We start from the raw sequence: 17510 nt of genomic DNA on the forward strand, positions 1-17510 counted from the left end.
AGTCGATCTATTTTAGCTGAAAACTGAAGGAATCAATAGCGTCAAACTCATCATCGCGCACCGGCAATCGGATCTATTTTAGCTGAAAACTGAAGGAATCAATAGCGCTAATGGCGCTTTATAATCTTTCACACAAGATCTATTTTAGCTGAAAACTGAAGGAATCAATAGCTGCGTGGTTGTGGTGGTGGTCACCTTACCGGATCTATTTTAGCTGAAAACTGAAGGAATCAATAGCCACTTGCTGTGGCAGTTGGTGTGGCAGATGGATCTATTTTAGCTGAAAACTGAAGGAATCAATAGCCAGCACAGGATGCGGCTTATCAGGAATATTGATCTATTTTAGCTGAAAACTGAAGGAATCAATAGCAGATTTTAGGTGTCCAACATTTTAGGTGCGGATCTATTTTAGCTGAAAACTGAAGGAATCAATAGCCAAGGCAAAAGATGGTACCACACCGACAAAGATCTATTTTAGCTGAAAACTGAAGGAATCAATAGCCAACAAGTCGGGGTATCGAACCCCGTCAAAGATCTATTTTAGCTGAAAACTGAAGGAATCAATAGCCATGGTAGATGATTATTTAGAGAGTGCGCGGATCTATTTTAGCTGAAAACTGAAGGAATCAATAGCTCAAAATGACGAGTTACATTTAACGTGTGCGATCTATTTTAGCTGAAAACTGAAGGAATCAATAGCCGATCCATGATACCTATTTGGAGGGCGCAAGATCTATTTTAGCTGAAAACTGAAGGAATCAATAGCATGAAAACAGAACTACAAGGATCAGTTGCAGATCTATTTTAGCTGAAAACTGAAGGAATCAATAGCTTTGTTCATGACATCCTTGATCACACTAGCGATCTATTTTAGCTGAAAACTGAAGGAATCAATAGCCGCCGCTTTAGTTGTGAAATGCTTACCCGTGATCTATTTTAGCTGAAAACTGAAGGAATCAATAGCCAGCAAAACGATAACCAGCCCAACTGGCCAGATCTATTTTAGCTGAAAACTGAAGGAATCAATAGCTCCAAACTTAGTTTTATTTGCCAGTAATAAGATCTATTTTAGCTGAAAACTGAAGGAATCAATAGCGTCCCAGTGCTAGTGCCACATTTGCTGCAGGATCTATTTTAGCTGAAAACTGAAGGAATCAATAGCACAAAATTGTCGTCCTTGTAATCAATATCGGATCTATTTTAGCTGAAAACTGAAGGAATCAATAGCTATCAAAATGATAACCTGAATCAGCTTTAAGATCTATTTTAGCTGAAAACTGAAGGAATCAATAGCGTCAAACTCATCATCGCGCACCGGCAATCGGATCTATTTTAGCTGAAAACTGAAGGAATCAATAGCGCTAATGGCGCTTTATAATCTTTCACACAAGATCTATTTTAGCTGAAAACTGAAGGAATCAATAGCGTTATATAGCAATTCATTTTGCTGAATTAAGATCTATTTTAGCTGAAAACTGAAGGAATCAATAGCCCTTTTCATTGCCACCAGATTCGGTTTGTAGATCTATTTTAGCTGAAAACTGAAGGAATCAATAGCCTTGAATTGATTCTGAATTGACTTTAACGAGATCTATTTTAGCTGAAAACTGAAGGAATCAATAGCGAGCGTAAGTCACAATTACCAGACACAATAGATCTATTTTAGCTGAAAACTGAAGGAATCAATAGCTGACAGTTTGCTAAGGGCGCCAAAGTCTTTGATCTATTTTAGCTGAAAACTGAAGGAATCAATAGCTGATAATTATGTAGTGCAAGCCGGCGAAACGATCTATTTTAGCTGAAAACTGAAGGAATCAATAGCTCAGTCGGATCGAAAATAACCGTATCGATAGATCTATTTTAGCTGAAAACTGAAGGAATCAATAGCCCAGCGGGCACAATCAGTTAATTTAGATAGGATCTATTTTAGCTGAAAACTGAAGGAATCAATAGCAGTCAGCAATAACATCATCAACCGTCATTAGATCTATTTTAGCTGAAAACTGAAGGAATCAATAGCGTAAAGCCCCCCTTATTTTTCCTTGTTGAAGATCTATTTTAGCTGAAAACTGAAGGAATCAATAGCCTTAATTGACATTGTGCTAGTAGCTTTGAAGATCTATTTTAGCTGAAAACTGAAGGAATCAATAGCCTTAATTGACATTGTGCTAGTAGCTTTGAAGATCTATTTTAGCTGAAAACTGAAGGAATCAATAGCTGGCAGTATTCATTTGGTGACTAAAGCTTCGATCTATTTTAGCTGAAAACTGAAGGAATCAATAGCTTTTCCTTTAGGAAACTGAAACCTACTATAGATCTATTTTAGCTGAAAACTGAAGGAATCAATAGCGTAAAGCCCCCCTTATTTTTCCTTGTTGAAGATCTATTTTAGCTGAAAACTGAAGGAATCAATAGCATTAGCGCTATTCAAGAATATGAAACGATGGATCTATTTTAGCTGAAAACTGAAGGAATCAATAGCGATTTCAAGATTGAGGATCTCAGCAGCCAGGATCTATTTTAGCTGAAAACTGAAGGAATCAATAGCTCAGCTAAGGTGAAAGTGTATTTCCGGTTAGATCTATTTTAGCTGAAAACTGAAGGAATCAATAGCTACGATTCGTGAAGAACAACCATTCATAGAGATCTATTTTAGCTGAAAACTGAAGGAATCAATAGCGTTTAATTGGGAAGCCATTAAGATACCTACGATCTATTTTAGCTGAAAACTGAAGGAATCAATAGCGTACAACGTTAAGACTGACGCTTTCGCCCAGATCTATTTTAGCTGAAAACTGAAGGAATCAATAGCAAAGTAACATCAGTACAGTTTGCCGGCGGTGATCTATTTTAGCTGAAAACTGAAGGAATCAATAGCTTTAAACCCGCCGCTTCTGTTAAAATATTGGATCTATTTTAGCTGAAAACTGAAGGAATCAATAGCGTTGGCCAGTCAGATTGCTGACTAGGTCACGATCTATTTTAGCTGAAAACTGAAGGAATCAATAGCTTGCTGCAGCCGTAAAGTCGATACTATTACGATCTATTTTAGCTGAAAACTGAAGGAATCAATAGCTTTAAAATCAAAGACTAGGGCAGCGTTATTGATCTATTTTAGCTGAAAACTGAAGGAATCAATAGCTTTAGGTGCTCGAAATTATTATCAAGCAAAGATCTATTTTAGCTGAAAACTGAAGGAATCAATAGCCCATTTAGACTAAAGGACAGCCATTCTTCGGATCTATTTTAGCTGAAAACTGAAGGAATCAATAGCGTGCCATGGACACTTATTGTGGTACGGTAGGATCTATTTTAGCTGAAAACTGAAGGAATCAATAGCAAAACAACAAGCAACAATTGCACCGGCGCAGATCTATTTTAGCTGAAAACTGAAGGAATCAATAGCTAGCGATTGATCTTTAATTGCCAAACCTTGGATCTATTTTAGCTGAAAACTGAAGGAATCAATAGCGTTGGCCAGTCAGATTGCTGACTAGGTCACGATCTATTTTAGCTGAAAACTGAAGGAATCAATAGCTATCTCGCCGCTTTTTAATCTGCAACTTTAGATCTATTTTAGCTGAAAACTGAAGGAATCAATAGCAAAGTAACATCAGTACAGTTTGCCGGCGGTGATCTATTTTAGCTGAAAACTGAAGGAATCAATAGCAGCAGATTGGGCTGAAACCAATGAAACAGAGATCTATTTTAGCTGAAAACTGAAGGAATCAATAGCACGTGATCGCTTTATGCTGCATCAAGTCACGATCTATTTTAGCTGAAAACTGAAGGAATCAATAGCTAGCGATTGATCTTTAATTGCCAAACCTTGGATCTATTTTAGCTGAAAACTGAAGGAATCAATAGCTATCTCGCCGCTTTTTAATCTGCAACTTTAGATCTATTTTAGCTGAAAACTGAAGGAATCAATAGCAAAGTAACATCAGTACAGTTTGCCGGCGGTGATCTATTTTAGCTGAAAACTGAAGGAATCAATAGCCCTTGGCCGCTTTAACCGATTTAAAAGCTCGATCTATTTTAGCTGAAAACTGAAGGAATCAATAGCAATTGAACCCATGCATGCTATAATTGTATTGATTCATTTTGGTTGAAAACTGAAGGAATCAATAGCCTACGTTGCACCGGATACTGGGCGATTTTTGATCTATTTTAGCTGAAGCCTAAGGGAATCAAATCTGGTGGTACTAATCAGGCGTTCAACAGATTATTATATGTTTTATTTCATCTGAAACTAAGATGAACAATGACCGTTGGTTCAGTATTTGATTAACCCATACTTTTATTATTTACTGTATTTTGGAGCTGAACAATCATGTCCTACCAAACAACGCTAAGCACACGTCCATTCATGTACATAGAAACAAAAAAAGTGGCGCAGCGGCTACAAAATGGTCAGTCACCAGACGAAGTACGTTCGGCGGCCAGTGAGCAGAATTTTCTGCAACTGCCTTCGCGTGCACGTCGATTAGCGGCCGTTAATGTTATTTTAAAGCGTCTTGAAATACTAGACGATTATTTGTTGTACCAATTTTTGGCCGCTGATCGTGAAACCAGCAACTTAATTTTATTATACGCCCTGCTGGCTAGTGATCGGCTATTTCAGGAATTTATGCGTCAGGTTTATCTGCCAAAAATTATTGGTATGGAAGCAGGTCTAACCAAGCAAGATGGGCTGAAATTTTTAGCTGAAAAATCGACGCAAAGTGAGCAAGTCGCGCACTGGACTGCTGCCACACAAAGTCGCTTAGCTACGGCTTATTTACAGGTGCTACGTGATTGCGATTTATTGCGTGATGGGCAACTAGTTAAGGGTATGTTAGCGCCAGATGTGGCACGGTATTTGCAGCAACATGGTGAGCGGGCGCTTTATGAAGTTTTAATAGGAAGTCGGGTGTAAGACTTAATGGTGCAAACTACGGCGCAGCGGTTAAACGCGTTGCAGGATAAATTGTTGACTGAGCAGTTCATACATAATACTGGTTTAGGTAATGAAGTGGGTTTTTATATTTTTGATTACGCGCCACAAGATGAACTTTTGGTGCATGCGCGGGTACCAGAGATTCAACAATACACTGAAAAGCAATTACAAGTGAAGGTACAAAACTTTGATTTATTTACGATCGTACTCAACTTTTTTGAAGCTCGTGGTTATATGGAGAAAAATTTTCAAATGGAAGCTAAGCGTGGAAGTGCTATTTTGTTTGAACGAATGCAAAAGGCGCTTAAGTTAGCAACTAATCGGGATGAGCTGGTTAGTTATATTGCCACACATTATGATCCTAATGCGATTATTTTTTTAACTGGTGTTGGCAAGGCCTATCCAATTGTGCGCTCACATAATTTGTTAAATAGTTTGCAGCCGCTGATCACGCAGATGCCGTTGGTCCTGTTTTATCCAGGCACATATTCGTATAATAAATTAAAGTTATTTAATCAGTTAAGTGATGATCATTACTATCGGGCGTTTCGGATTGTTGGGGATTAGGAGGAAATTCTATCAATGGAAATTAAACAGTTGTTTAAAAAGCCAATTGAACGGGAAATTGAAGGCGTTATTAAGATTGGGCAGGGTAATGCTGACCATACTTTTCAAGAGTTAGACGAGTACGTCATTACTGATGAAATTGAGCAACACTTGGCGACCTTTTTTGCGGCTTATGATCATTCATTGGCGCAATCAACCGACCAGATCGGGGTGTGGATCTCTGGCTTTTTTGGTTCTGGGAAGTCACATTTTTTAAAGATTCTCAGTTATTTATTACGGCAAGATCTGCAGGTTGAATCTAAGCGCCCATTGGATTTCTTTACTGATAAGTTGACGCATAATCCTAAACTGTTGGCACAAATGCAAAAAGCGTTGACGGTACCTAACGATGTGGCGTTATTTAATATTGAATCGAAGTCTGAAGCGGATAGTATGCAGCAGAAATCCGCTGTGGTTAAGGTGTTCAACAAAGTATTCAACGAAATGCGTGGCTTTTCTGGCGCCAATGCGTGGATCGCAGAAATGGAAGAAACTTTAGCTAATAAAGGGCAATATGTGGCCTTTAAGCAGGCTTTTGCGACACAAGCTGACGGCCTGAGTTGGGAAGAAGGCCGCGATGAAATCTTTTACAACGAGGATGCAGCAATTGCGGCATTGGCTGAAACTACTGATATGAGCGAAGAAAGTGCGCGCCATTTTATGGAAGCCGGTGAATCTGGCTATTCTATTAGTGATGAATCATTCGCTAAGCGGGTACAGAAATATATTGCCCAGCAACCGGCCAATTATCATTTGGTCTTTATGGCGGATGAAATGGGTCAATATATCTCTGAAAATGGGCAATTAATGCTTGACCTACAGATGGTAGTCGAAGACCTGGCGCAATATTGTCATGGGCAAGTCTGGGTGGTGGTGACCAGCCAGCAAGATATTGACTCATTAAAAAAGGGTGGCATGTCATCGAACGACTTTTCGAAAATCCAAGGTCGGTTTAATACACGCTTACCACTAAGTTCGGCCAATGCTGATGAAGTGATCAAAAAACGTTTATTAACTAAAACGGCGGCCGCAGTAACTGAATTAGAGCCACTTTACGCTACTAATGAGGCAATTTTAAAAAATAAAATCACCTTTACCAACGATACAGCACAAATGCAGAGCTTTACCGATCAGGCGGAGTTTGTGGCCACTTATCCATTCATTCCGTATCAGTTTAATCTGTTGCAGAAGGTTTTTACAGGCATTCGTGAACATGGCTCGGCCGGGAAACATCTGGCCAATGGTGAGCGTAATTTACTGTCGGCGGTTCAATCAGCGGCAATTGGCTATGAACAGGCGCAAACTGATATATTGGTGCCATTTGATGTTTTCTACAAAAATATTGAAGATGTGCTAGAACATTCTGTCCGGTTACCAATTATTCAAGCAGAGAATAATTCTAAGCTGACACCATTTGACATAAAAGTGTTGAAGCTATTATTTCTAATCCGCTACGTCAAAGAAATTCCAGCAAATATCGATAATTTGACGACATTGCTGATTGATCATATTGATGAAGAAACGCTGACGTTAAAAGAAGCAATTCAGAAAAGTGTCACCCGTTTAGAAAAGGAATTTTTGATTCAACGGCGTGGTAGTGAATATGTCTTCTTAACTAATGATGAGCAGGATATCAATCGCGAGATTCAAAATGTGATTGTTTCAAATAATGACGTGGTCAAATATCTTGGTGAAACGATTTTCACTGATATCTTACAGCTTAAGCAGTATCGCTATCAGCCTTTTGCTAAGCAGCCCGGGTTGAACTATAACTTTGAACTCAATCAGTGGATCGATAGTGTGCCAATTAAAACGGTACGCTCAGCCTTAACGCTACAAATTATTAGTCCGAATAATTTAGAAGTGGCCGGTGATGAAATGGCGGCTGCACAATCGCTGGAAGCAGGAAAAGTGATCGTTATGCTGCCAGAGCAAGGCACTTATATGGACGATATCATGAATTTCAAACGGATCGACCAATACTTGCGCGAACCTAATCATAATCAAACTGATATCTATGCTGATATATTAAATCATAAAAGCCGCGAACGAACTGCCCTATCAGTCGATATTAAAACCCAAGTTGAGGCTGCTTTGGCCGATGCTAAAGTCTTTATTAATGGGGCAATGGTCAAAGCTAGCGGGGGTTCGTTAATCAATCTTGCTTTGAAACAATTAATCGAAGTGACGTATAACAAGATTACTTATGTGACGCACAATTATGATCGTGAAGATTTGGCCGCTCTGTTTTCAACGCAGGGTGATTTATTATCGGCCCAAGCCACTGATCCTAATCATCTCGCCACCGAAGCAATTTTCAATGATATTGAACAGCGTGCGGCACGGCACATTCGCGTTTCTTTGCGTGAACTAGTTGAAAGTTTTACAATAATTCCGTTTGGTTGGCAGGAAACAACGATTTTGGCTAGTTTGATTCGTCTACTGAATGATGAAAAAATTCAGTTGCGGGTGCAAACCGAACGCCTGATTCCCGAGGATAACTTACCGCATTTTATTAGTTTAATGACACGACCACGCGAACAGGAAAAAATTGTGATCGAGCGCCGTATTTTGATTCAAGAGCGTTATGTCAAGGCAGCTAATGAGTTAATGAAGGAAATGTATAATAAGACGCTCACGCAGGTTAAAGATGACGAGCGGATGGCTGAGCTACAAGATCAGTTGCACCATACAGCAACCGAGTTAGATAATTTACAACGCCAGTACGCTGGACACAATCAGTATCCAGGCGAGCAGAATATTATCGCCGAATTACAGATCCTCAAACGCTTAATTGACCAACGCGACGCTAATCAGTTTTTTGAACGTGTTTTTAAACAACAAGATGAATTGTTGGAGCTGAACGATGATAATGAACTGGTTAAACAGTTCTTCGCTAATCAAGTCGATATTTTCAACGCGGCATTAATCGTTAATACGAAGTACCAGCGTGATCGTGATTATCTGACTACTATGGCGGCTAAACAGTCTGGCCAACGGATCGCGGAGATTTTAGGCTTTACGGAACCGTATGGCCTGATCAAAGAATTACCTGAATTGGTTAAAACTTACAAGGAAGCCATATTTGCGGAAATTGAAATGGCGGCAGCGCCAATTAAACAAGAGCTGGCTAATGATCAGGCTAATATGGCGGCGACGCTAACTAACGCTGAATTGTGCCAAAAAATTCAGCCGCAAATTGAGCAGCAATATCGCGATTTGAATCGGCAATTAGATAACGCAGGTACGATCGCTGATGTTCGTGGCGTGATGGCGGATAAGGATATCACTAAAGGCCGTTTTATTACTTTGATTAATAAGACACAGCAGGAAATCACTGCTAGAGTGATACAGCCCTTACCACCTAAACCGACAGCTGATAGTACCTCAAGTGATGGAGCGGCCCAAATTGCTGAGACACCGCCGGAACCTCAGGTGGCACCTAAAGCAAAGATTTTGGCACGTAATGCAATCCTACCTAAACAACAGGTTGTGATCCACAACGAAGCTGAACTGGATACTTATTTAGCCAAGGTGCGTCAACACTTACAACAAGAATTAAAAGGCGTGGACGAATTGAGAATTATGTAGCTGCAAATGAAGTGTTGCTATACTCAGAAGCTGAGTATAGTGGCGCTTTTTATTTTGGTGAGTTGGTGACATTTAGCGGTGTTTCCTCTAAACTAGAGAGTGAGTTTATTACGAAATTTCGTATATTTAGGGGTAATTAAAATGGATAAAGCGGCGTTGAAGAAGTTTGCGGTGAATGCTAAACAACATTTATTGAATAGTATTCAGGCGTATGCGCGTAATCATTACTTATTAAACGAGCAACAACTGCCAGTAATTGAACACCATGCTGGCGGGAGCTTGTTAGTTTTGGGCGATAAAAGGGTTCAACTTAGTGCTATTGAGGAAAATGAGTTTCGCCACCTTTTAGCTAAAATACAAGCTTTTCAGCATGATTCAACTTTGGCAGAGGCTTTAGCCCAATTATTCGAGGAAGTCGCGTTTACCTGGTTTAACTGGTTGGTAGCTTTACGTTACATGGAATTGCATGATTATTTACCGATTAAAATGCGTATTTTATCTTCAGAAACGACTGGTAAAAAAGAGCCTGATGCATTGTCAAATATCTACGACTTGGTGGATGATTTAGCCTTAAATACAACAATTTTGGATTCGATTAATGATGATGCGGCTTTAACACGATCAGAGAAAGATATTTATTTATATCAATATTTACTGAAACAGCAGATCCAGCAATTAAGCCAAATATTGCCGAGTGTTTTTTATCCAGTGCAGGGTGCCGAATCACTGTTGTTACCAGAAAATTTACTACAACCACAGGGGATCATTGCCGATTTATTGGAAAGTGAAATTCCCGATGAAGATTGGGATAATACGGAAATTATTGGTTGGCTATTTGAATATTACAATATTGAAGAGAAATCAAAAGTTGGCGGTTTAAAAAATCATAGTGTTTCTAAGCATGAACTACCAGTCGTAACGCAATTATTTACACCAAAGTGGATTGTTCAATATATGCTGCAAAACTCATTAGGTAATTTATATTTAAGATTACATAAGGAAACGAATTTGGTTGGTACGTGGCAATATTATTTAGGTCATGCTGGTGATTTGGTTTTACCAAATGATATTAAGCAATTAGAGGATATTAAAATAATCGATCCTGCATGCGGCTCGGGCCATATTCTGATCGAAGCTTTTCGTATGCTTTATGAAATGTATTTGCAACAAGGCTATTTACCGCGGGAAATTCCACGCACGATTATCGAAAATAACTTATTTGGCTTAGATATTGATAAACGGTCGATCCAAATTACGCAGATTGTTTTGTTAATGGAGATGTTGGCTAAAACACCACGATTATTACGGGCCCAACAACCCGTTGTCTTTAGCATTTTTGAATTTCAAGATTCCTTACAACCAACTACAATTGAAGCGCTACAATCAGTTTTTGATTCTACTGAAATTGAACAGATTCGCGTATTGGAACAACAGTTTACAGATGCCAAACAGTTCGGTTCGCTATTACAACCAGAAACTGTTGACTGGCAGGCTTTCACTCAGAGGATTAGTGAATTGCAACCAGATCAGGCCGATTTATATCAGCAAGCACAAGTTACGGAGCTACGTGAGCGTTTGCTGCCGTTATTTCAGTGTGCTTGGCTGTTGACGCAGCATTACGATGTAGTTGTCACGAATCCGCCATACCATAATAAATATAATCCAACGCTGAAGCAGTTCATGCAACAGAACTATAAAGATGTTAAATCCGACCTGTACTCGGCCTTTATTAAAGAAACGTTTCTAATGACTAAACAGAATGGGTACGCTGCCTTAATGAGCCCTTACACGTGGATGTTTATTTCGTCGCACGAAAAATTACGGCGTTTTATCATCAATAACGGGACGATTGGTAGCTTGGTTCAATTGGAATACTCAGCATTTGAGGACGCAACGGTGCCGATTTGTACCTTTGTTTTGCAACGGCAACAGGTGAACACACAAGGCGTTTTCTTACGATTGGAATCATTTAAAGGCGCAGCAGCTCAACCAATTAAGGTAGCCGAAGCGGCTGCTGATACGACAGTAGATTATCGGTATGTGCGGGATGTACATTCATTTGAAGATATTCCGGGAGCGCCGATTGCTTATTGGGCGAGTGAACAGGTACGAGCAATCTTTAGAGATAATCCTAAATTAGGGGAGATTGCGGAACCACGTGCTGGGCTACAGACCAGTGATAATGCTCGATTTTTACGGTTGTGGTATGAAGTTGTAAATGATAAAACGGGATTTCGTACAAGAAGTCATAACGAGGCAAAAGATAGTGGTAATAAATGGTTTGCTACGACAAAAGGTGGTAGTTATCGAAAATGGTATGGCAACAATGATTATGTAGTAAATTGGGAAAACGATGGTGCCGAATTATTGGCCTTCCAAAAATCAGTAATACGTAATCCTAATTATTATTTTAAAGCAGGTTTCTCTTGGTCAACGGTTTCGTCTAGTCAAATATCTTTTAGATTTCAACAATATGGAATTATTGGAGATAAGGGATCAACGCTCTTTCCAAAAACAAAAACAGAGTTTTATTCTATTTTTGGTTTTATTAATAGTAAGCTGTCCATAGTATTCTTGCAATCGTTAGCACCAACATTAGATTTTCATGAAGGACCAGTTGGCAGAATGCCATATAAAATGATCGGCGAAGTGCCAGAAATCACTAACCTAGTCCAACAAAACATCGCTCTCTCCAAATCCGATTGGGATGCCTTCGAAACCTCATGGGATTTCCAACAGCATCCCTTGCTGCAATACCGCACCGCCAGCAACTTACTGGCCGATGCTTTTGCCAATTGGCAAACGGTCGCGGCGCAACGCTTTGCACAGTTAAAGACAAATGAAGAAGAACTCAATCGCCAATTCATCGATATCTACGGCTTGCAGGACGAATTATTACCTGAGGAAACGGATAAAGAAGTGACCGTGCGGCAGGCTGATCAGGGGCGAGATGTGCGTAGTTTTCTGTCTTATTTGGTTGGCGTGATTTTTGGTCGCTATAGCTTGGATGAGCCAGGATTGATTTATGCTGGCGGCACGTTTGAGCGCACGCGTTATCGCCAATTCCAGCCTGATCCAGACAATGTGATTCCGATCGGTTTCGCTAAGGGCTACTATGAAGATGATATTGTGACGCGGATCAAGCAATTGTTGACGCTGATCTTTGGTAAAGCGCACTTAATGGCGAACCTGGCGTTTATTGCTAACAGCCTGTATCCCGATAATGCGCAAGATCCCGAGGAAGCATTACGCCATTATTTCTTGAAGGATTTTTACAAGGATCATTTAAAAATTTATCAGAAGCGGCCAATTTATTGGGAGCTTTCCAGTGGTAAGCAAAATGGTTTTAAAGCGTTAATTTATCTGCATCGGTACACGCCGACATTATTGGCGCAGATTCGGACGGCGTATTTATTGCCGTTAATGCGGACGATTGATCGTTTATTGACGTTGACGAATACTGAAGTCGACTCCACGCGGGCTAAAGCGGCGGCGGAAAAGCAGCGTGCCAATTATCAGCGCCAATTAACTGAATTACGCCAGTACGAAACGGTGGTACAGTACATGGCTAACCGCGAATTAGTTTTAGATCTGGATGATGGCGTAAAGATCAATTACGCTAAATTTCAGAATATTGAAGTACCCAGCGAAGACGGCACGAAAACGCAACGATTAAATATTTTGACGAAAGTAAAAATGTAATTAAAGTGTTTGCTGAAGCGATTAGCTAGACGGAATAAGCTGCTTCAGCAAACACGTTTTGGCCAATCTAATCGCATTTTCCAAACATAACTAGAGTAAAGCAGGTGAGAAAATGGCAACCGATACGCAAACGTTATTACAACAACGATTTGATGCGCCACTACCCGACTATCAGCAGCGGCGAATTATTTTTTGGTATGATGAAAATCAGGATTATGCCCAAGAACTGGCGGCTTACCAACTAAATAATGTGGTGACTTTAACGGTGACGCCAAATAATTATTTTGCGATCAAGTATCAACTTGAGGTACAACAACCAACACAGAATTTTTTGCTTTATCTGCCGATGAACCGGCCAGAACCGCAAAGTGATCCGTTACACGATATTTATTTGTACTCACAGCCAGAGTTTCACGTGGATCGTTTAAGCCAAGTGCTAGATGAATTACACGTTGCGGATCAAGACGCTTATCGCGGGACGCTTTTAGTTTATAGAAGCTTTTTTGAGAATAAGCAGCGGCAGAGAAGTCTAGTAGCACTTTTACAAAATGAAACGAAAATCACGCCGGACAAATTAACATTGGGTATTTTTTTAGTGTTAGTTGGCGGTAAACGGTTCAGTTTTGCTAATGGCTTGATTTATTTGTTGGCCGAGTGGGCGCAGGAAAAGGCGGCTGCTTGGCAGAGACTAGTACGTTTTGGCAGTGTGAAATGGTTTTGGCAGCAAGTTAGTCAAGAGTTCAACTATCAAGCCGAGCAACCTAGTTTGGCTGACTTGGCCTGTGCGTTATTTGCGACCAAAACCGCGGCTGAGTTTAACGATAAGGTGCCAAAAAATTGGCAGAATATGTTATTGCGGCCGGCCAACAATACGATCGTCTTTATTGATCAGTGGCAAAATGCGCGTGATCTAACGGCGACATATGAGGTAGTTGCGAATCGAGTGAGTGAACTACTGCGAATCAATGCTTTTACGCGCGGCGAGTCAGTTGATTTTCTAGCGCAGGGTAACACTTTTGCCGCCTATGATGTTGCGTTGATTGCCTTGGTGGCCCAGCAGCTAACTGAGGGTAGTATTTTGTATGATGATTACGAGCTACAGCTGATCAAGCGCCGAACCGTTTTTTGGAATGATCATTTTCAAGCTAGCTATCGGGCACTGATTCAGGCGATTCGTTTGTTGCGTAGTTTGGATAGTTTAACGATCGATGCCAAGACCGTACCGGCGCTGTGGCAGCAGTATCAGGAGCAATTGATGCAACTTGATCAGGTTTATCGTAAATTTTATCGTGCCTTCGATCAAATCAGTGAACCAAATGATGAGCTGCGGGCGCTGCAGCAAAAAGTGGAACACTTTTATACTGATGGCTATCTGCAACCGTTGGCTCAGCGCTGGGATAGCCTGATCGGTGCTGAATTGCCGTTGACTTCGGCGCTCCCAACCACCGCGTTCTATAGCAAAAAAGTAACTCATTTGGTCAATGATAAGCGGCGCGTTTTTGTGATCGTAGTGGATGCATTGCGCTATGAAATCGCCAGTCAACTGCAAGATGAACTGAATCGTAATCAGCAGTTTGATACGCAACTAGAGGCGCTGGAGGGCACGATACCGTCATATACTGATTTAGGGATGGCGGCGTTGTTGCCACATCAACAGATCGCGCTTAATACAAAAGGTAACATTGAAGTTGATGGGCAATTAAGTGCCGGTGTTGAAAATCGACAACGTATTTTGACGCAGGAGTTACCTGATTTAAAAGTGACCGCACAAACTGCTAAGTCAATTTTAGCCGCCAATCGTGATCAATTACGCCAGTTGTACAAAGGAACCGACGTTAATTATATTTATTTGGATACGATCGACGCACGGGGAGATAATGCGAAGTCAGAGGATGAAGTGTTTGCAGCAGTCGATTTAGTTTTACAGCAGTTGCAAGAATTAGTGGGGACTTTAGCCCGTTATGTCAGTGCCACCAACTTTTTTATCACCGCTGATCATGGTTTCTTATATACACGGCAGGCGCTGACTAAATTAGATAAAATAGCGCAGCCAGCCGGAATTGTGCATAAGCGGCGTTTTGTGGTTAATACCGATACGCACGTAGCCAGCAATACCCATGCATTTGCGTTACCAGAATTGGTGCCGGGCAATCTGGTTGTCCACGTGCCAGCAGAATTATTACGCTACGCAGTCCAAGGCGGTGGTAGCAAATACGTTCACGGCGGTACAACTTTACAAGAAATGATGGTGCCATTATTAACGATTAAAACGGAACGTAATGCGCGCTCACCGCAGCAAGTTGAAGTTGTTTTGTTAACCGAATTGACAACCGTTGGCAGTTATACGCTGACCCTCTCATTTATTCAAATTCAGCCGGTTTCCAATCTACGGCGTAGCAAGCGAGTTTTAGTGTATTTAGAGGACGCAGCCGGTAAAATAATTTCCAATCAGATTACATTGATCGCTGATTATCATAACGATTCGATCCAACAGCGGCTCTTATCCGGGAAGTTGACCATTGCTAGCGATATTGCACCGCGGTATCAACAGGGGACGTTAGTGATCGTTAATGCCGCTGATTCAGCGGATATACAACGGCAGACAATAAATCTGGATTTACCAGAAATCAAGTAAGACGATATTTTAAGGCCCTAAGAGGTGATTAGCCTGATGCATGAAATTAGTTCTGCACTACTAGCAGAAATACGTAGCGGTAAAGAAAAAAGTACGATTGAATTTAAAGATGCTCAAGGAAAAGATGGAGAAGGTGCAATTCCCAAAAGTGCATATGAAACAGTATGTTCATTCTCAAATCATTATGGTGGGAATCTTTATTTAGGAGTTCAGGATGATGGCACAATATTAGGGATTATGCCAGATAAAATTCAACAATTGAAGAAAGATTTTGTTACGGCAATTCAATCAAGCAATAAAATAGATCCACCATTATATTTAGATATTGATGAATACACAGTAGATAGTAAATCAATATTACATGTTTACATTCCAAATAGTTCACAAGTGCATCGTTTAAATCAACGTATTATCTACGATCGGAACGAAGATGCCGATATTGACGTTACTAATAATACAACCTTAGTTCAAAGGATGTATACACGAAAACAGTCAGAATATACAGAAAATACGCTTTATAAGCATGTTGATATTAGTGAATTTAGGACTGATTTAATTGATCGTGTAAGACAAAGTATGACTGATAGTAATGGTGAACGTCTGTTAATTGGAAAATCTGATTTGGATGTATTAAAGAGCCTATCAATGTATCGCAAAGATTATTTAACTGGAAATATTGGTTGCACTTTGGCAGGAATATTGACTTTTGGTAAAGATGAATTAATTAGAGCAATAGTGCCTTACTTTACAATTGATGTTTTAGTACGTATAAAAGATATAGATCGATACGATGATCGTTTGCGGATAAAGACAAATCTAATTGATAGCTATACGCAATTGATGAGTTTTATCGCTAAGCACATCAATGAACCATTTTATTTAGATGGTGATAAACGTATTAATCTTAGAGAAGTTTTATTTCGTGAGGTGATTGTAAATTTATTAGTACACCGTGAATATTCTAATCCGTATATTTCTAGAATTGAAATTAGATCTAATATAGTTACCTTTGAAAATGCTAATAAGCCTGTTCATCCGGGGATAATTAAGTTGGGTGATATTCGCCCTTATCCTAAGAATCCTAATATTGCTAGTGTATTTCATATTTTGGGTTTAATAGATGAAATTGGTTCAGGGATGGAAAAGATTTTTAATTATGGAACCATTTTGTTTGGTGGTCTGCCAATCATTGAAAACGAGGAAGAATTTAAAGTTAAAATACCAGTTACTACTGATGGCTTAAGTAATCTAGTAAGTCATAAAAGTAATCGTAATGAATTATCAAGTTTACAACGTGAAGTATTAGTTGCGTTAAGCAAGGGACCATTACCGACAAAAGAGCTTCTTAAGTTGAGTGACATCAAGAATGGAAATACTTTTAGAACTCATGTTATTACGCCGTTACTGGATAAAGGGTTAATTGAGTTAACTATTCCAGACAAGCCAAGGAGTCCAAAACAGAAATACAGGCTGAGTGTAAAATGAATTTGTTATTATCGTAATGGGTTGATATTTGTTAAATAAGCTGCGAATAAGTGTAAATAAGCTTGTAACCCTTGCCGCTCTAGGGCTTAACTTGAATGAATTGACACATAAGTAAATAAGCTGTAAATAAGTATAGATAAGCCTACAACCCTTACTGCTCTAAGACTTATTTTAACTGAATTTCTATTTAATAAATAAGCTTATTTACTAAATAGAAATTTTATCTCTGTAAGGGTTGCCAGTAGATGCCATATTTGCTAAAATATACTTATTCAAGAGCGGTCGCTCCGTTCACGAATACAGTTTTTTAGCTGAAAACTGAAGGAATCAATAGTAATTGGATCCTAGTCTACTAGGCTAGGATGCCAGTTAAGCTCTAACCCCAGCAGGATTTATCCTGTTGGGGTTATCTTTTGCAATCATTTTTAAATTCTGTTAATTAGCTGTTTAAACGTAAGCACCCAATAAACGACCGTAATCAAAAGAAGCGCTACTGATCCGAAACTTTTTGGTTCGAATCAGTAGCGCTGTTTAGTTTTAAATTAGCCAATG

At 39.8% G+C, this 17510-nt stretch carries 6 protein-coding genes and 1 CRISPR repeat array; all 6 genes read left to right on the forward strand.

All coding sequences use genetic code 11. The annotated features are described in order from the left end of the window. Positions 1–4: 4 nt before the first annotated feature. Positions 5–4132: a CRISPR direct-repeat array (repeat unit 36 nt; unit sequence GATCTATTTTAGCTGAAAACTGAAGGAATCAATAGC). Between the two features lie 201 nt (positions 4133–4333). The 6 genes from FFM78_RS11380 (at position 4334) to FFM78_RS11405 (ending at position 16958) form a co-directional block, all read left to right on the forward strand. After that, entirely contained in the window at positions 4334–4918 is a 585-nt protein-coding gene (locus FFM78_RS11380) for a DUF1819 family protein (protein WP_137638542.1), read from the forward strand. Between the two features lie 6 nt (positions 4919–4924). Next, positions 4925–5506 (forward strand): DUF1788 domain-containing protein, encoded by a 582-nt coding sequence (locus FFM78_RS11385; RefSeq protein WP_137638543.1) that lies wholly within the window; start codon positions 4925–4927, stop codon positions 5504–5506. Positions 5507–5521: 15 nt separating this feature from the next. Beyond that, complete coding sequence (gene brxC / locus FFM78_RS11390; protein WP_137638544.1) at positions 5522–9136, forward strand: BREX system P-loop protein BrxC; 3615 nt, start codon at positions 5522–5524, stop codon at positions 9134–9136. 141 nt (positions 9137–9277) lie between these two features. After that, a complete protein-coding gene (gene pglX / locus FFM78_RS11395; RefSeq protein WP_137638545.1) occupies positions 9278–12838 on the forward strand; it encodes a BREX-1 system adenine-specific DNA-methyltransferase PglX in 3561 nt (1186 codons plus the stop codon). Between the two features lie 112 nt (positions 12839–12950). Continuing rightward, positions 12951–15473, forward strand: a complete 2523-nt coding sequence (pglZ, locus tag FFM78_RS11400) for a BREX-1 system phosphatase PglZ type A (RefSeq protein WP_137638546.1) — start codon at positions 12951–12953, stop codon at positions 15471–15473. A 36-nt stretch (positions 15474–15509) separates the two neighbouring features. Continuing rightward, positions 15510–16958 carry an RNA/DNA-binding domain-containing protein gene (locus FFM78_RS11405; protein ID WP_137638547.1) on the forward strand — a complete coding sequence of 483 codons (1449 nt, stop codon included), beginning with the start codon at positions 15510–15512 and terminating at the stop codon, positions 16956–16958. The last annotated feature ends 552 nt before the right edge of the window (positions 16959–17510 follow it).

The sequence above is a fragment of the Loigolactobacillus binensis genome (assembly GCF_005405165.1).
Classification (GTDB): domain Bacteria; phylum Bacillota; class Bacilli; order Lactobacillales; family Lactobacillaceae; genus Loigolactobacillus; species Loigolactobacillus binensis.